The sequence below is a fragment of the Corynebacterium intestinale genome, from assembly GCF_023574125.1.
GTDB lineage: Bacteria > Actinomycetota > Actinomycetes > Mycobacteriales > Mycobacteriaceae > Corynebacterium > Corynebacterium hesseae.
Map to the genome: position 1 here is coordinate 193,499 of NZ_JAMKFF010000004.1, position 15,209 is coordinate 208,707.

Annotated in this window: 16 protein-coding genes; 13 read left to right on the forward strand and 3 right to left on the reverse strand. The window is 63.9% G+C overall.

All coding sequences use genetic code 11. The features are described 5' to 3' along the window. Positions 1–42: 42 nt before the first annotated feature. The 8 genes from dnaJ to M5J06_RS06690 all read left to right on the forward strand — a co-directional run bounded on the left by dnaJ (position 43) and on the right by M5J06_RS06690 (position 7,389). Positions 43–1,185 carry a molecular chaperone DnaJ gene (gene dnaJ / locus M5J06_RS06655; protein ID WP_143334694.1) on the forward strand — a complete coding sequence of 381 codons (1,143 nt, stop codon included), beginning with the start codon at positions 43–45 and terminating at the stop codon, positions 1,183–1,185. Next, the gene (locus M5J06_RS06660; RefSeq protein ID WP_250224255.1) at positions 1,185–1,925 is read left to right on the forward strand and encodes a 16S rRNA (uracil(1498)-N(3))-methyltransferase; all 741 of its coding nucleotides are present in this window, start codon (positions 1,185–1,187) and stop codon (positions 1,923–1,925) included. The genes dnaJ and M5J06_RS06660 overlap by 1 nt, the downstream gene beginning before the upstream one ends. A 10-nt stretch (positions 1,926–1,935) precedes the next feature. Then, a complete protein-coding gene (locus M5J06_RS06665) occupies positions 1,936–2,901 on the forward strand; it encodes a PhoH family protein (protein WP_070561478.1) in 966 nt (321 codons plus the stop codon). Then, complete coding sequence (ybeY, locus tag M5J06_RS06670) at positions 2,898–3,473, forward strand: rRNA maturation RNase YbeY (protein WP_070530222.1); 576 nt, start codon at positions 2,898–2,900, stop codon at positions 3,471–3,473. Before M5J06_RS06665 ends, ybeY begins: the two co-directional genes overlap by 4 nt. 50 nt (positions 3,474–3,523) lie before the next feature. Next, positions 3,524–4,372 carry a pyridoxal kinase PdxY gene (gene pdxY / locus M5J06_RS06675; protein ID WP_250224256.1) on the forward strand — a complete coding sequence of 283 codons (849 nt, stop codon included), beginning with the start codon at positions 3,524–3,526 and terminating at the stop codon, positions 4,370–4,372. Between the two features lie 523 nt (positions 4,373–4,895). Further along, positions 4,896–5,891: a GTPase Era gene (gene era / locus M5J06_RS06680; protein ID WP_070530228.1), complete on the forward strand. Its 996-nt coding sequence runs from the start codon at positions 4,896–4,898 to the stop codon at positions 5,889–5,891. An 18-nt stretch (positions 5,892–5,909) separates the two neighbouring features. Further along, entirely contained in the window at positions 5,910–6,626 is a 717-nt protein-coding gene (recO, locus tag M5J06_RS06685) for a DNA repair protein RecO (protein ID WP_070561484.1), read from the forward strand. Positions 6,627–6,636: 10 nt separating this feature from the next. Further along, positions 6,637–7,389, forward strand: coding sequence for an isoprenyl transferase (locus tag M5J06_RS06690; protein WP_250224257.1), 753 nt, complete (start codon positions 6,637–6,639; stop codon positions 7,387–7,389). 8 nt (positions 7,390–7,397) lie between these two features. Here M5J06_RS06690 and M5J06_RS06695 read toward each other — a convergent pair whose 3' ends face one another. Beyond that, the gene (locus M5J06_RS06695) at positions 7,398–7,817 is read right to left on the reverse strand and encodes a Fur family transcriptional regulator (protein WP_070530236.1); all 420 of its coding nucleotides are present in this window, start codon (positions 7,815–7,817) and stop codon (positions 7,398–7,400) included. Between the two features lie 28 nt (positions 7,818–7,845). Then, positions 7,846–8,145 carry an ArsR/SmtB family transcription factor gene (locus M5J06_RS06700; RefSeq protein WP_070564773.1) on the reverse strand — a complete coding sequence of 100 codons (300 nt, stop codon included), beginning with the start codon at positions 8,143–8,145 and terminating at the stop codon, positions 7,846–7,848. 190 nt (positions 8,146–8,335) lie between these two features. Between M5J06_RS06700 and M5J06_RS06705 the strand changes: the two genes are divergently transcribed. The 3 genes from M5J06_RS06705 to M5J06_RS06715 are packed head-to-tail and all read left to right on the forward strand — an operon-like array spanning position 8,336 to position 10,652. Continuing rightward, positions 8,336–9,715: a glycine--tRNA ligase gene (locus tag M5J06_RS06705; RefSeq protein ID WP_070530241.1), complete on the forward strand. Its 1,380-nt coding sequence runs from the start codon at positions 8,336–8,338 to the stop codon at positions 9,713–9,715. Continuing rightward, positions 9,715–10,233 carry a hypothetical protein gene (locus M5J06_RS06710; RefSeq protein ID WP_070530243.1) on the forward strand — a complete coding sequence of 173 codons (519 nt, stop codon included), beginning with the start codon at positions 9,715–9,717 and terminating at the stop codon, positions 10,231–10,233. Before M5J06_RS06705 ends, M5J06_RS06710 begins: the two co-directional genes overlap by 1 nt. Beyond that, complete coding sequence (locus tag M5J06_RS06715; protein WP_250224258.1) at positions 10,233–10,652, forward strand: hypothetical protein; 420 nt, start codon at positions 10,233–10,235, stop codon at positions 10,650–10,652. Before M5J06_RS06710 ends, M5J06_RS06715 begins: the two co-directional genes overlap by 1 nt. A 581-nt stretch (positions 10,653–11,233) precedes the next feature. Here the strand turns inward: M5J06_RS06715 and M5J06_RS06720 are convergent. Continuing rightward, entirely contained in the window at positions 11,234–13,276 is a 2,043-nt protein-coding gene (locus M5J06_RS06720; protein ID WP_250224259.1) for a TPM domain-containing protein, read from the reverse strand. 44 nt (positions 13,277–13,320) lie between these two features. On the opposite strand from M5J06_RS06720, the gene M5J06_RS06725 reads away from it, so the two are divergent. Both M5J06_RS06725 and M5J06_RS06730 read left to right on the forward strand, forming a co-directional pair. Beyond that, a complete protein-coding gene (locus M5J06_RS06725; protein ID WP_250224260.1) occupies positions 13,321–13,905 on the forward strand; it encodes a YdcF family protein in 585 nt (194 codons plus the stop codon). 11 nt (positions 13,906–13,916) lie between these two features. Continuing rightward, complete coding sequence (locus tag M5J06_RS06730; protein ID WP_250224261.1) at positions 13,917–15,191, forward strand: deoxyguanosinetriphosphate triphosphohydrolase; 1,275 nt, start codon at positions 13,917–13,919, stop codon at positions 15,189–15,191. Positions 15,192–15,209: the final 18 nt, after the last annotated feature.

Genomic DNA, 15,209 nt, shown 5'->3' on the forward strand with positions numbered 1-15,209 from the left:
GATTAGATTTAGTATCAACGAGAAATAGAAGGATGACAGTACGTGGCTCGTGACTACTACGGCATTCTTGGTGTAGAAAAGTCGGCGTCCGACGCCGAGATTAAGAAGGCCTACCGCAAGCTGGCGCGCAAGTACCACCCGGACGTCAACCCGGGCGATGACGAGGCCGCGGAGAAGTTCCGCGAGGCTTCCCTTGCACAGGAGGTTCTGCTCGATCCGCAGAAGCGCCGGATTGTGGACATGGGTGGTGACCCCATGGAGGAGCGCGCGGCCCAAGGCGGCGGCTTTGGCGGTTTCGGCGGCGGCGGACTCGGGGATATCTTCGCCGAGTTCTTCGGCGGGGGAGCGGCCTCCCGCGGCCCGCGTTCCCGCGTGCAGCCGGGCGATGATGCTCTCCTGCGTACCACCATTACCCTCGAGGAGGCTTATAGCGGCGTCAAGCAGCAGGTCAAGGTGGACACCGCCGTGATCTGTGACCGCTGTGAGGGAACCGGTTCCGAGTCCAAGGCCAAGCCGGTCACTTGTGACCATTGCGGTGGCATGGGCCAGGTCCAGGAAGTCCAGCGCAGCATGCTGGGCAACATGATGACTACCCGCGATTGCCCGAAGTGCTATGGCTTCGGCGAAGTGGTTACCGATCCCTGCGGCCACTGTGGCGGCGATGGCCGCGTGCGCAAGCGTCGTGATATTACGGTGAGCATCCCCGCCGGCATTGGTGATGGCATGCGCATCCGCATGGCCTCCCAGGGCGAGGTCGGCCACGGCGGCGGCCCCGCCGGTGACCTGTACGTGGAGGTGCACACCGAGCCGCACCCCGTCTTCGAGCGTAATGCCGATGACCTGCACCTGACCGTTCGCGTGCCCATGGTGGATGCTGCCCTCGGCTCTTCCTGCACCGTCGAGCAGCTCGACGGCGAAGAGCTCACCATCGATATCGCGCCGGGCACCCAGCCGGGCGAGTCCATCACGCTCCAGGGCAAGGGCATGCCGCGCCTGCGCACCGACGGCTTTGGCAACCTCCACGCTCACGTGGATGTGGTGATCCCGACGGACCTGGATAAGAAGACCCGTGAGGCCCTCGAAAAGGTCCGCGCCGCCGGTCACAGCGGCACCGAGGTGCACCGCGCCGGTGACAATCAGGGCGAATCCCTCTTTACCCGCCTCCGAGGTAAGTTCCGCCGCTAATGTCTTTGCCCGTCTTCCTCCACCCGGATCTCTCCCTCGCGAAGGTCGGCCAGCCCGTGGGCCTCGATGGCGCGGAGGGCCGCCACGCGGTCACCGTCAAGCGCATGGGCCCAGGGGAGCACCTGGCCCTGATCGATGGGTCCGGGCGCCGCGCCACCGCCACCATCACTGATACGCAGGGCAAGGACACGCTGGCCGCGCTTGTCGACGACCTCGCGATCATCCCCGAACCCTCCCCGCGCGTCATCGTGGTCCAGGCCATCCCGAAGTCGGAGCGCGCCGAGTTGGCCGTCGACCTGGCCACCCAGGCCGGTGCGGATGAGATCATCGCCTGGCAGGCGGATCGCTGCGTGTCCAAGTGGGATGCGAAGAAGGCCCCGAAGGCGCTAGCAAAGTGGGAATCCGCGGCCGTGGCGGCTGCCAAGCAATCGCGCCGCGCGCGCGTGCCCGCCGTGCGTGGTCCTTTGACCACCCGCCAGTTGTGCCAGGAGATTGCGGGCGCACGAGCCTTGGTCCTTCACGAGGAAGCCGAGGTTCGGCTTAAGGACCTTGCTGACCTCGACGTCGCCGAGACTATCTACCTTCTGGTGGGCCCGGAGGGTGGCATCGGCGCGGAGGAACTAGCCCGCTTGCAGGACGCCGGTGCAACGGCGATCAAGTTGGGGCCGGAGGTGTTGAGGACGGCGTCGGCAAGCATGGTGGCGTTGGCCAGCATCGGCACCCTGACCTCGCGCTGGTAGCCTTTTGGGCGTGCCTATTATCACCACCAAGTTTGATCTCGATTCCGCCTACCTGGCCACGGTGCTCGGCCCGGCGGACGATAACCTGCGCGTTTTGGGAAACCTTCTGGGCGTGGACCTCTTTGCGCGCGGCACCACCATTACTGCCGCCGGCCCCGATTATGAGGTGGCCCGCGCGCACAAGGTCCTGGAGGAGCTCGAGGCCATTGCCCGCCGCGGCCATCCGGTCAGCACGGATACCGTGAAGCACACCCTGGACCTGGTCACGGTGGATGCCCCAGCTTCCGTGTCTGAGACGCTCGCAGCGGATATCGTTTCGCGCCGCGGCAAGGCCGTGCGCCCGAAGACGGTGGGCCAATCGCGCTATGTGCAAGCCATCGATGAGAACACGATTGTCTTTGGCATCGGCCCGGCCGGTACCGGTAAGACCTACCTGGCGGTGGCCAAGGCGGTGCAGGCCCTGCGCGCCAAGCAGGTTAGCCGCATTATCCTGACCCGCCCGGCGGTTGAAGCGGGGGAGAAGCTGGGCTTTCTGCCCGGCACCCTCAATGACAAGATCGACCCTTACCTGCGCCCGCTGTACGACGCTTTGCGGGACATGATTGACCCGGAGATGATTCCGAAGCTCATGGAGGCCGGCATCATCGAAGTCGCCCCCTTGGCCTATATGCGTGGCCGCACGCTCAACGATGCCTTCGTCATCCTCGACGAGGCCCAGAACACCACGCCGGCGCAGATGAAGATGTTCCTGACGCGCTTGGGTTTTGGCTCCACCATCGTGGTGACCGGCGATATTTCCCAGGTGGACTTGCCGGGTGGCCAGGTCTCCGGCCTGCGTCTGGTGCGGCGCATTCTCAAGGGTGTGCCGGATATTCACTTCGCGGAGCTAGGCGCGGCCGACGTGGTGCGCCACCAGCTGGTCGGGCGCATCGTGGAGGCTTACGATAACTTTGCTGAGCAGGAGGAGAAGAAATGAGCATCGAATTTATTAACGAGTCCGGTTATGACGGCGTGAACGAGGAGATGCTGATCGACGTCTGCTCCTACGCCCTCGGCCGCCTCGACGTTAACCCGGATGCCGAGTGCACGATTACCGCCGTGGATCTGGATACCATCGCGGACTTGCACGTGCGCTGGATGGACCTGGAAGGCCCGACCGACGTGATGAGCTTTCCCATGGATGAGCTCACCCCGGGCGCTACCGGCGGGCGCCCCGACGCTGCCGAAGCCGGACCGGCCATGCTGGGCGATATCGTGCTCTGCCCGGAGTTTGCGCAGCGCCAAGCCACCGCGGCCGGCCACTCCTTGGGCCACGAGCTGGCCTTGCTGACAGTGCATGGTTGCCTGCACCTGCTGGGCTATGATCACACCACTGCGGCGGAGGAGAAAGAAATGTTCGGCCTGCAGAATGAGCTGCTGGCGGACTGGTACGAGGACCTAGCGGCGCGTGGCGTGAGCTACCAGCCCAAGCCCTCGGGCCCGAAGGCCTTCCCGGATGCCGCCGAGCGCGCGAAGCTCGATGAGGAAGTTCCCGGCGGCGGAATCTAAAACGGCCCAAACGTTGAGGTGCTACGTGGGGCGTAGCACAATGGAGGACTATGAACATCCTCTCCATTCAGTCCCACGTCACCTTCGGTCACGTGGGCAACTCCGCAGCAGTCTTTCCACTTCAGCGCGCTGGCCATGAGGTGTGGCCGATTCACACGGTGAACTTTTCCAACCACACCGGTTATGGCGACTGGGGCGGGCCGATGATCCCGGCGGAAGAGGTCACGGCGATTGTGGATGGCATCGAGAAGCGCGGTGCCTTCCCACGCATCGATGCGATCTTGTCCGGTTACCAGGGCGGGCCGGATATTGCGGGCGCCATCGTGGATGCAGTGAACCGCATCAAGGCGGTTAACCCCAAGGCCCTCTATGCGTGTGACCCGGTGATGGGCAACGCTAAGTCCGGTTGCTTCGTCTCGGATGAGATTCCGCCGCTGCTGCGCGATAAGGTTGTGCCGGTCGCGGACATCATCACCCCGAACCAGTTTGAGCTGGGCTACCTGACGGACAGCGAGGTGGGCACCTTGGAGCAGACCCTCGCGGCGGTGAAGCGCGCGCAGGAGATCGGCCCGAAGACCGTGTTGGTCACCTCGGTGCAGCGCCCGGAGACCAGCGAGGACGAGATTGAGATGCTTGCCGTTGATGGCGAACGCGCCTTCTTGGTGGCCACCCCCAAGCTGCCTTTCAAGCGCAACGGCTCGGGCGATGTCACGGCCTCGCTCTTTACGGGGCACTACGTGGAGACCAATGACGCCAAGCTGGCCCTCAAGCGAACCGCGTCTTCCGTCTTTGACCTGCTCCAAAACACCTATGAGGCGGATTCTCAGGAGCTGCTGCTCATCGAGTCGCAGGATGTCTTTGCTAACCCGCAGCTGCAGTTCCGGGTGGAGGAGCTCTAGCCTTCTGACAGACACCATGTGCAAGATGCCATTTGGCGCAAGCTTTTTCGCAGTCGCCATGCGGCGGATAACCTCGCGCTATCAGCTTTCACCCGCACCTCACCGCTGCTTTCGCGGCCCTCCTTCAACGATGTCGTTTCCAGCCATACGGTTCTACTCAGATGGTTCGGGTCAGAAGGTTCTCTTGGGGGCAAACAAACCTTCTGGAGGTCGCTAGATGGTTCGTTTGGGGGCAAAGAAACCTTATGACCAGAACCGTCTGACTCGAACCATCTGCAGGCCAGATAAACCCCGCGAAAGCACAAAAGGTCCCTCTAGTCTGGTCCCTTCGCACACTAAAGGGACCTTTCAGTACGCGAAAACCACCACCAGATGGTCCCTTTGCACAGAGAAGGGACCAAACTGAAAGGACTATTCTTAAGCGCATCGGCAGGAAATACGTCGGGCCGCACGTCGAGAGCCAGAGCAGGGCCATACAACAAGAACGGGACTCGGCAGCTCGTGCGTTATGATATGAGGCGATATGAGCACTGATTTCGATGCCGCCTTCGCGGACCTGCCGGCTGAGGGCGAAGCCAACGCCGCTGACTATTCGCAATACACCGACACGCCCGAGGGCTTCCGCTCCGGCTTCGTGTCCTTCGTCGGCCGCCCCAACACCGGCAAGTCCACCCTGACCAACGCCCTGGTGGGGCAGAAGATCGCCATCACCGCCGACCAGCCGGAAACCACCCGCCACCCCATCCGCGGCCTCGTACACCGCGAAGATGCGCAAATCGTCCTCGTCGACACACCCGGCCTGCACCGCCCGCGCACCTTGCTCGGCGAGCGCCTCAACGAGGTAGTCAAGGACACCTACGCAGACGTCGACGTCATCGGCCTGACCATCCCCGCCGATGAGAAGATCGGCCCCGGCGATCGCTGGATTCTGGAGAACGTCCGCAAGGTCGCCCCGAAGACCCCCATCATCGGGATCGTCACCAAGCTGGACAAGGCCTCCAAGGACCAAGTCGGCGCCCAGCTTGTAGCCCTTCACGAGCTCCTCTCCGAGGAGAACCCAGACGCCGTGGTCATCCCCGTCTCCGCCACCGAGCGCGTGCAGCTGGATGAGCTGACCCAGGTCATCGTGGACCACCTCCCCGAGGGGCCTAAGTTCTATCCGGATGACCACATCACCGACGAGGATCAGGCCAAGCGCATCGCTGAGCTTATCCGCGAGTCTGCGCTGTCCGGCCTGAAGTACGAGCTCCCGCACTCCGTCGCCGTCGAGGTCGATGAGATCCTGCCCAGCCAGGAACGCCCAGACGTCCTCAACGTCCACGCCATCCTCTACCTGGAGCGCCCCGGCCAGAAGCGCATCATCGAGGGCAAGGACGGTCGCCGCTTCCGCCGCATCGTGGGCACCGCCCGCAAGGAAATCATCCAGCTGCTCGGCCAAAACGTCTACCTTGACCTGCGCATTAAGGTGCTCAAGAACTGGCAGTCGGACCCGAAGGCGCTGGGCCGCCTGGGCTTCTAGAAGCGGGGGTGCTTCTACATGCGGGAGAATTTCCGCGACCGCGCCCTCGTCATTCGCTCCTATGATTTTGGCGAGGCGGATCGCATCATCGTGCTCTTGACTCGCCACCACGGCCTCGTGCGCGGGGTGGCCAAGGGCGTTCGCCGCGCCAAATCGCGCTTCGGCTCGCGCCTGCAGCTCTTCGTCAACCTCGACGTGCAGCTCTACCCAGGCCGAAACCTCTACACCATTTCCCAGGCCGATACCGTGGACTACTTCGGTGCGCGCATCATCGAGGATTATGAGCGCTACACCGCCGCCTGCGCCGCCCTCGAATCCGCCGAGCGCCTCGCCGCCGCCGATGCCCCCGGGGACCCCTACCTCTACGATGCCTGCGTCGACGTCCTCAACCAACTCCAGCACGGCGATCCGCTCATGCTTCTCGACGCCTTCCTCCTCCAAGCCATGTCCCACGCCGGCTGGGCACCCAGCCTTTTCGATTGCGCCCAGTGCCAAAGGCCCGGCCCCCACCACGCCTTCCACCCAGCCGTGGGTGGGGCCGCCTGCCACCAATGCCGCCCGCCCGGGGCCGCGGAGGTGGACCCGGAAACCCTGCACCACATGTGGCTCATCGCCCACGGTCACCCCAGCCAGCCGACGAACACCCAAGCCCAGGAGGCCCACCGGCTGACCCGTGCCCACCTGCAATGGCACCTCGAGCGCTCCGTTGGCGCGCTGGGGATCATGGAACAGTAGACTGTAATGCGTGATTACGCCTGACCCGAACCGAGTCCTTCATCCGCCCGCTATCCCGCAGGAGTTCCTGCCGCGCCACATCGCGCTGGTCATGGACGGCAACGGCCGCTGGGCAGAGGAGCGCGGCATGAAGCGCACCGAAGGCCACCGCCGCGGGGAAGCAGTGCTTCTCGACGTCGTCGATGCCTGCCTCGCCCTCGGCGTTCCTTACCTTTCCGCCTACGCCTTCTCCACCGAGAATTGGCGCCGCAGCGCGGAGGAGGTGCGCTTCCTCATGGGCTTTAACCGCGATGTGCTGCGCCGCCAGCGCCATTGGCTCAACGAAAGGGGAGTGCGCGTGGTGTGGGCCGGCCGCCGCCCGCGCCTGTGGCGCTCCGTTATCAAGGAGCTCGAGGCAGCCGAGGAGCTCACCAAGGACAACACCAAGATGACCCTGGTGATGTGCGTGAATTACGGTGGGCGCGCCGAGCTTGTCGACGGCATCCGCGATCTCGCCGAGCAAGTCTCCCGCGGCGAGCTCGATCCGCGTTCCATCAACGAGAAGACGGTGAGCTCGGTGATGTATGACCCCGATATGCCGGACGTGGATCTGTTCTTGCGCCCCTCCGGTGAGAAGCGCACCTCGAACTTCCTGCTGTGGCAGTCGGCCTATGCGGAGATGATCTATCAGGACAAGCTCTTCCCGGATTTCACACCGGAAGACTTGTTTGCCGCGGTGGAGGAGTACGCGCGGCGCGACCGCCGCTTTGGCGGCGTCAAGTAGCCCGCAATCTAAGACGCCGCGGAGCAGTTGGCACAGATGCCGAAGATTTCGGCATCGTGCCCGGTGAGCTCGAAATCGTGCTCCTTGGCTACCGAGGAGGCCCACTCTTCGATGGGGCCGCCGTCGATTTCCTCGGTGCGGCCGCACTTGGTGCATACCAAGTGGTGGTGGTGCGCATTGCTTTCGCAGTGCCGGTAGAGGGTCTCGCCGGAAGGCATGTGGAGTGCATCGACGGCTTCAATCTCCGAAAGCGATTGGAGCGTGCGATAGACGGTGGTTAGGCCGACTTTCTGGTTGCCGTCGATAAGCGCCTGGTGTATGTCCTTGGCAGAGGCGAATTTGTCGAGACTACGCAGGACTTCGACGACGGCGGTGCGCTGGCGGGTATTGCGAGCGCCGAGCTTGGGAATACTGTCGTGGATGGCCATGGGTCTAAAGTTTATCAATACACTTCCATTAAGAGGTGGCCAGTGAGGCGTCGCGAAGCAAAGGCAGCACCTTTGGAGCCGCCAAAAAGTAGCGGACTTCGCGGCCGAGGCGTTCGCTGTCGACAATGTGTGCGCGCTTCAGGACCCGCAGGTGTTGGCTAATAAGCGGTTGGGATTTGCCGGTGGCGGCCACGAGTTCGTGGACGTAGTGATCGCGCTCAGCTAGGCGCCGGATGATGTCGATGCGCAACGGTGAATCCAAAGCGCTAATGACGGTGGCGGCTGCCGCAGGATCGAATGAGAGAGCTTCTTTCTGGGTGTTGGTCACACCATTCACCTTCAACCATATCTATTGGGGGAGAGTTAAAAAGAGAGATATAGGTACTATAGCTGAAGAATGCGAAAAAGTGTATAAAATGCACCACAGTTTCGGGGTGAGGGCACGCGGTGTCAGGGGGCGCGCTAGACTAGGCCGCATTGTATAAAGACTGTCCCCTACCAGAGGAGTCCCATTAGCTATGGCATCCGTCATTGATACCGTCGTCAGCCTGTGTAAGCGCCGCGGCTTGGTCTACCAGGCAGGTGAAATTTATGGCGGTTCCCGCTCTGCGTGGGACTACGGCCCGCTCGGTGTCGAGCTCAAGGAGAACATTAAGCGCCAGTGGTGGCGTCACATGGTGCAGTCCCGCGACGATGTCGTGGGCGTCGATACGTCCGTGATCCAGCCGCGCCAGGTGTGGGTGTCCTCCGGCCACGTCGAGGTCTTCACCGACCCGCTGGTGGAATCCAAGCACACCGGTAAGCGCTACCGCGCGGATCACCTCATCGAGGCCTACGAGGAAAAGCACGGCCACGAGCCGGCCAACGGCCTCGCTGACATCAACGATCCGGAGACCGGCCAGCCGGGTGACTGGACTGAGCCGAAGGCCTTCTCCGGCCTGCTCAAGACCTTCCTCGGCCCGGTCGACGATGAGCAGGGCTTGCACTACCTGCGTCCGGAGACCGCGCAGGGCATCTTCGTGAACTTCAAGAACGTGATGACCTCGGCCCGCATGAAGCCGCCGTTCGGCATTGCGAACATTGGTAAGTCCTTCCGTAACGAAATCACCCCGGGTAACTTCATCTTCCGCACCCGCGAGTTCGAGCAGATGGAGATGGAGTTCTTCGTCAAGCCGGGCGAGGACGAAGAGTGGCACCAGTACTGGATCGATGACCGCTACAACTGGTACGTCGACCTGGGCATCAAGGAAGAGAACCTGCGCCTCTACGAGCACCCGAAGGAGAAGCTCTCCCACTACTCCAAGCGCACCGTGGACGTCGAGTATGCCTTCGGCTTCAAGGGCTCCAAGTGGGGCGAGCTGGAGGGCGTGGCTAACCGCACGGACTACGACCTTTCCGTCCACACCAAGGGCTCGGGCGAGGACCTGTCCTACTTCGACCAGGAGTCCGGCGAACGCTGGACCCCGTACGTCATCGAGCCGGCTGCCGGCTTGGGCCGCTCCATGATGGCCTTCCTCGTTGACGCTTATGACGAGGAGGAGGCCCCCAACGCAAAGGGCGGCACCGATAAGCGCGTGGTGCTGCGCCTGGACCGCCGCCTGGCGCCGGTGAAGGTGGCCGTGCTGCCGCTGTCGAAGAAGGAAGCGCTGTCCACCCCGGCTCGCGAGCTGGCGAACAAGCTGCGCGCGAACTGGAACGTGGAGTTCGATACCTCCGGCGCCATCGGCCGCCGCTACCGTCGCCAGGATGAAATCGGCACGCCGTTCTGCGTGACCTATGATTTCGACACCTTGGAGGACAACGCGGTCACCGTGCGTGAGCGTGACTCCATGGAGCAGGAGCGCGTCAAGCTCGATGAGCTTGAGGCTTACCTGGCCGCTCGACTGATCGGCTGCTAATGCATTACACCAGCTGGGACCGCAGCGACCGCAAGAACCCGGTGCTCCTCGTGGGGGAGGGGCCGGCGTCGCTGGGCATGTTCCAGGAGCGCTCGGCGGACGTGGAAGGCGAGCATTGGCGCCTGGGGCTCGATGATTTGGGCGCGTCGGTGACGCTGGAGGATGACCGCGTCTACCGCCTGGCGGGCAACCCCAAGCGCGATAAGCGCTTGGAGGCGTCCCTGGATGGGCGCACGTTTGCCTTCATCAACGAGGCCGGCGGCGACTGGATTGTTGAGGACCACGACGGGCTGAAAATCGCGCAGTTCTCCTCGAAGAACTCGGGTGTGCGTAAGGCCATCCTGGAGTTTGAGGGCGAGAAGAGCGATGATTCCGATGACCTCAACCATTCGGAGATTGCGGCGCTGAGCTGGTTTACGCGTGTGATTCTGGAGGCGCGGACGCAGAGCACCGCTATCCCGATCATCGCGACGTTGGTGCTGCTGACCATCGTCGCGGTCGTTGTGGTGCTGCTCTGATGCAGCGCTGGGTGTGGCGCGACGGGGCGTTGATGGATGGTGCGGGTGAGGTCATCGCCCGCGTGAGACCGACGGGCCTGCTGCTGCCTGGAACGGGCGCCACCATCGCCTTCGAGCACATCCCGGGCGCCCGCAGCTTTACTGTGCGCGGGCCCGACTTTTCGGCGGAGCAGACCAGCTTCACGGTGAAAAAGCTGCGCGCGGTCTGTCAGGGCCGCGAGTACTTGCTCGAGCGCACGAACCCATTCCGCCGCGAGCGCCGCATCCTCGCTCTCGCAGACGCCATCGAGGTCGCCCGCACCGCCCCGCGGGGCCACGACCTTGAGGTTGCGGTGGGCGAGCTCCCCCTCGCGGACGCCGCCTTCACCAGCTACTGTTGCCTGCTTCTCGACGGCTCCACCCGCCCCCTTCGCACCTAACCTACCTTCCGCGATATAGCCAGAACTGGCGTGGAAACTTGGGTGATTTCATTAAAAGGGGAGCTCTTCTAGCATCCTTGCTCGGCTTGGTATGCCAGTAGAGGGCTCTAGTTAGATGGTTGCAGTCATAAGGTTTGTTTGCCCCCAAACGAACCATCTAGCTCGGTGCAGAAGGTTTACTTGCCCCCAAGTAAACCGTTTGACTGCAACCTTGTGAGAGAAGCCTTTTGACTAGAACCATGTGCATGACTGGTTTACGCCTACCGTGTGTTTGCACCACCCCGTATCCGAGGATCTGATTGGCTGGCTACCGATTCGGGGTCCAGTCGCCCGATGTGTGCACAGGAAATGTGGCAGACGGTATCTCACAAATGGCATCCGGCAGAAGGTATCTGACAGATGCCTTGTGCAAGGCGCCTTTTGCGAGATGCCATGTGGGGCCGCCCCGGTTATGAGAGGCCGGGTGTGGGCCGCGGGCTTCGAGGCCTAGGCGCCGGGCAGGGGAGAAGTATGAAGGCGGCTGGGGGAGCCGCCGGCGGAAAAGGGGAGAAGGCGAGGAATCGGAGCAGGGGAGAGGGCGGCTAGAAGGAGCCGCCGCGGAAGCCGCCTCCGCCTCCGCCGCCCGAGAAGCCACCGCCGCCGAAGCCTCCACCACCGGAGAAGCCGCCGCCGAAACCGCCACCGCGGGAGCTGCCGCCGCCGAGGATTTGGCCAATGACCATGCCGGTGAGGATGTTGCCCGCGGCATCGGTGGCCTGGCGGCGCTGCTCCCGGCGGCGATAAGCCTCCAGGTCTTCCTTCGCGCGGTTGAGCGAAGTCTGCGCGGCCGCAGCAGCATCGCGGGAGAAGTTGAGCGCCGCGCGCAGGTCCTTGGAGGCGGAGTTCTGGGCTTGGGCGAAGAGGCGGGAGGCGTCGGCAAGCGCGACGCGCGCATCGGGGCCCACCACGCGGCCACGCGAGGAGAGCAAGTCTTCCGCCGCCTGGATGGCGGACTCGGCCGCGGCAATCTGCTGGCGGTAGAGCGCAATCTGGCGCTCGCGGGTGGCATTGGTTTCGCGGACGGTGTCGAGCTGCTCGTCCAGCTTGCTATCGAGAGCTGTCAGCGCAGTGTACTGACCCAGCGGGTCGGCCTTGCCCTGCTGGCGAGCCGCACTGAGCGCCTCCCGCGCCTGAACGAGCAGTGACTCCAACGCGGACCAATCGGCAGGGGAGCCCTGGGCCTTTCCTTGTTGCTCAAGGCGTTGTGCCTCGGCGATTTCTTCCTCCACCTCATCGATGAGCGCCGGCAGGTTATCCTGCGCCGCGGTGATCGAGTTCTCGGCGTTTTCCACGGCGCTGAGCAGACGGTCAGAGACCTCCAGCGCATGCTCGGCATCGCGGATATAGCCCACCAACGGCCCCTGCTGCCCGGCTGGCTGGGACTGCAGCTCGCGGCCGCGTGACAGCAGCTTCTCGGCCTCGTCGAGCGAGACCTCCGCCATCTCCGGGTTATCCGCAATCGAGGACAACGCTTCCTCGGAATGAGAAGCACTGAGGGAGGATAATGTCGTGCGCGCCTGCGGCAAGCGCCCGCGCAGATCGACGGTGCGCTGGGTCAGCTCATCCAGCTTGGAGCCGGCGTTGATCAGCAAGTCCCGCATCTTGGCAAAGTCCGCCGCCTGCTCATCCAACGCATCATCTGCCTGCCCGCAGGAGGAGATAATCTCCACCAGCATCTGGCGGCGCTCCGAAGTCGATTTCGGCAGGTTATCCTGCAGCCTCTGCTGCAGCTGGAACGCCTTCTGCAGTGTTAGCGTGGAGTGGTTCATCGCGCGCGTGAACGGGCGGGTGCGCTCGGGACCGAATTCGGCCACCGCGATGTCGAGCTCCTCCTTGCCGCGGCGGATCGACTCATCGGTGGAGACCAGCTCCTCCTGCGCAAGCTTTTCCAACGTCGCCATATCCAAGCGGTCCAGCTGCGCGGTATTACCCGGCTCAATCTGGCGCGCTGACTCCAGCGTGGCCGCCGAGTCCTTCTTGGTCTTGCGCCGGCTCGCCACCACAGCGCCACCACCGGCAAGAGCCAGAGCACCCGCGCCGCCCGCCAACCACAGGCCACCAGAGCCATCAGAATCGGAGGAACCAGCCGAGCCGGAAGAAGAAGACCCCGCAGAACCGGAAGCGGCAGCGTCGACAAGCGCAAGTGCGGAGGGGCCGTACTGGTGACCGTCGGCAAGCTTGGCGTAGGCCGCGTCATACATCGCGTCCAGGCGCCCGCGCGGCCACTCTTTACCCGTTTGCACGCCTATGGTGGAATCATCCACGCCCACCACATAGGCCGCGGAGTTTGGGCCCTTGGACTGCACAATCTCACCCGCATAGCTTTCCGCGCCCTCCGGCAGCGAGGAGGCAAAGACCACGAAAATCACCACGTGGTTCTCCTGCTGCAGCGCGGCTATCTTGTCCTCCAACTCGGACTTCTCCGAGCTCGAGAGCACCCCCGCCTCATCCGTCACCTTGTCCTTAATGGAGGCTGCCTCGGGCGCGGCAAGAACATAGTCCGCCGCCACGGCGGGGCTAGCAGTGGCCAACCCCAACACAAGAGCAGCAAGGGCGGCGCGACCAAAACGAGCAGCAGTAGTCATGCGCACCACGATACCTTCCCACCTAGCGCTAGAGTGGTCAGACAGTGAAGTACGTTATTGTCCTGGGTGCCGCGCAATACGACGGGCGCCCCTCCCGCATCCTGAGCGGCCGCGTCCGCTTCGCCGCCGAATACGCTGCCGCGCATGACCTACCCATCATCACCGTCGGCGGGAAGCTGCCCGGCGATAGGTTCACCGAAGCCGGGGTGGCGAAAGCCTTGCTTGACGACGACCCCCTCAACGTCACCGCCCTCGAAGAAGGCCTCGACACCCGCAGCGAGCTGATTGCTGCGCGCGACAAGCTGGGTGTGAGAGAGGCCGTCATCATCACCGACCCGCTCCATCGCCTGCGCACCTTCCTCATCGCCCGCCAAGAAGGAATCACCGCTACCGTTATGGGCACGCCCTATTATCCTTCCCCGCGTTTCTCCATCCCGTGGTGGCGCTACCTGGCCCACGAGACCGGCGGCTTGGCCTACCTGGGCCTGCGCACCCTGCTGGGGGAGGAGCGCACCGAAGGCGTGCGCGCGGCCTTCTACCGCATCGAGCGCATTATCCGCCCCAACCAGGCCCTGCGCCACCGCGTCATTGGCGCGAGGCAGACCCAGGAAGACCAGGACTCCGCCTAAACTTAAAACCCGTGAGCTATTCCTATCGCGCAGAAGACGTCGCCCGCCTCGCTTCCGAGTCACCCAAGGGCTCGGCCTTGCTCAAATCCGAGGAGCACCGCGGCGCCTTCTCCCGGGACCGCGCCCGCGTCCTGCACTCCGCGGCGCTGCGCCGGCTGGCGGATAAGACCCAGGTGGTGGGCCCGCGCGATGGCGATACCCCGCGCACCCGGCTCACGCACTCCCTGGAGGTCAGCCAGATCGCCCGCAGCATTGGTGCTGGCTTAGGCCTGGATCCGGATCTGTGCGATATGGCAGGCCTGACCCATGACATCGGCCACCCGCCCTACGGCCACAACGGCGAGAATGCGCTCAACGAGGTAGCCCTCGGCGGCTTCGAGGGCAACGCCCAGACCCTGCGCATCCTGGCCAAGCTGGAGCCCAAGGTGGTCCTGGATACCCCGGCGGGCCCGCGCAGCTATGGCTTGAACCTCACCCGCGCCTCGCTCGATGCGGCCTGCAAATACCCCTGGACCAAGACCAACCCGGATGGCACGACCAACCGCAAATACGGCGCCTATGACGAGGACGTGGACATTCTGGAGTGGCTGCGCCAAGGGCATAGCGATAAGCGCAAGTCCATGGAGGCGCAGGTCATGGACTGGTCGGATGACATCGCCTATTCCGTCCACGACGTCGAAGACGGCATCATCTCCCGCCGCATCTCCCTGGGGGTGCTGTGGGACCTGGTGGAGCTGGCCAACCTCGCGGACAAGGGCGCCAAGGCCTTCGGCGGTACTGCCGACGAGCTCCTGGAGGCCGCCGACCGCCTGCGCCAGCTGGACGTCATCAACGCCATCGGCAACTTCGACTACTCCCTGCGCTCCTATGCCAACTTGAAGAAGATGACCTCGGAGCTCGTCGGCCGCTATGTGGGCGCTACCGTCTCCGCCACACTTGCGGCTAACGACGAACCGCTTGGCCGCATGAACGGTGACCTCGCCGTCCCGCCGGGCGCGGTGGCGGAGGTAACCCTGCTCAAGACCATCGCCGTGCTCTACGTCATGGATGAGCCCGCCCACCTGGCCCGCCAGGACCGCCAGCGCGAGCGCATCTACCGCGTCTACGACTACCTGGTGGCCGGCGCGCCGGGCTCGCTGGACGCCACCTTCGCCCTCTGGTGGAACCAGGCAGACACCGACCTGGAGCGCGACCGCGCCATCATCGACCAGATCGCCTCCATGACGGAATCCCGCCTCGAGCGCCTGGCGCAGCGCAGCGCCGAGCTCTTCGGCTTCTTGAGCTAGGGCTGAGCTAGCGCACCA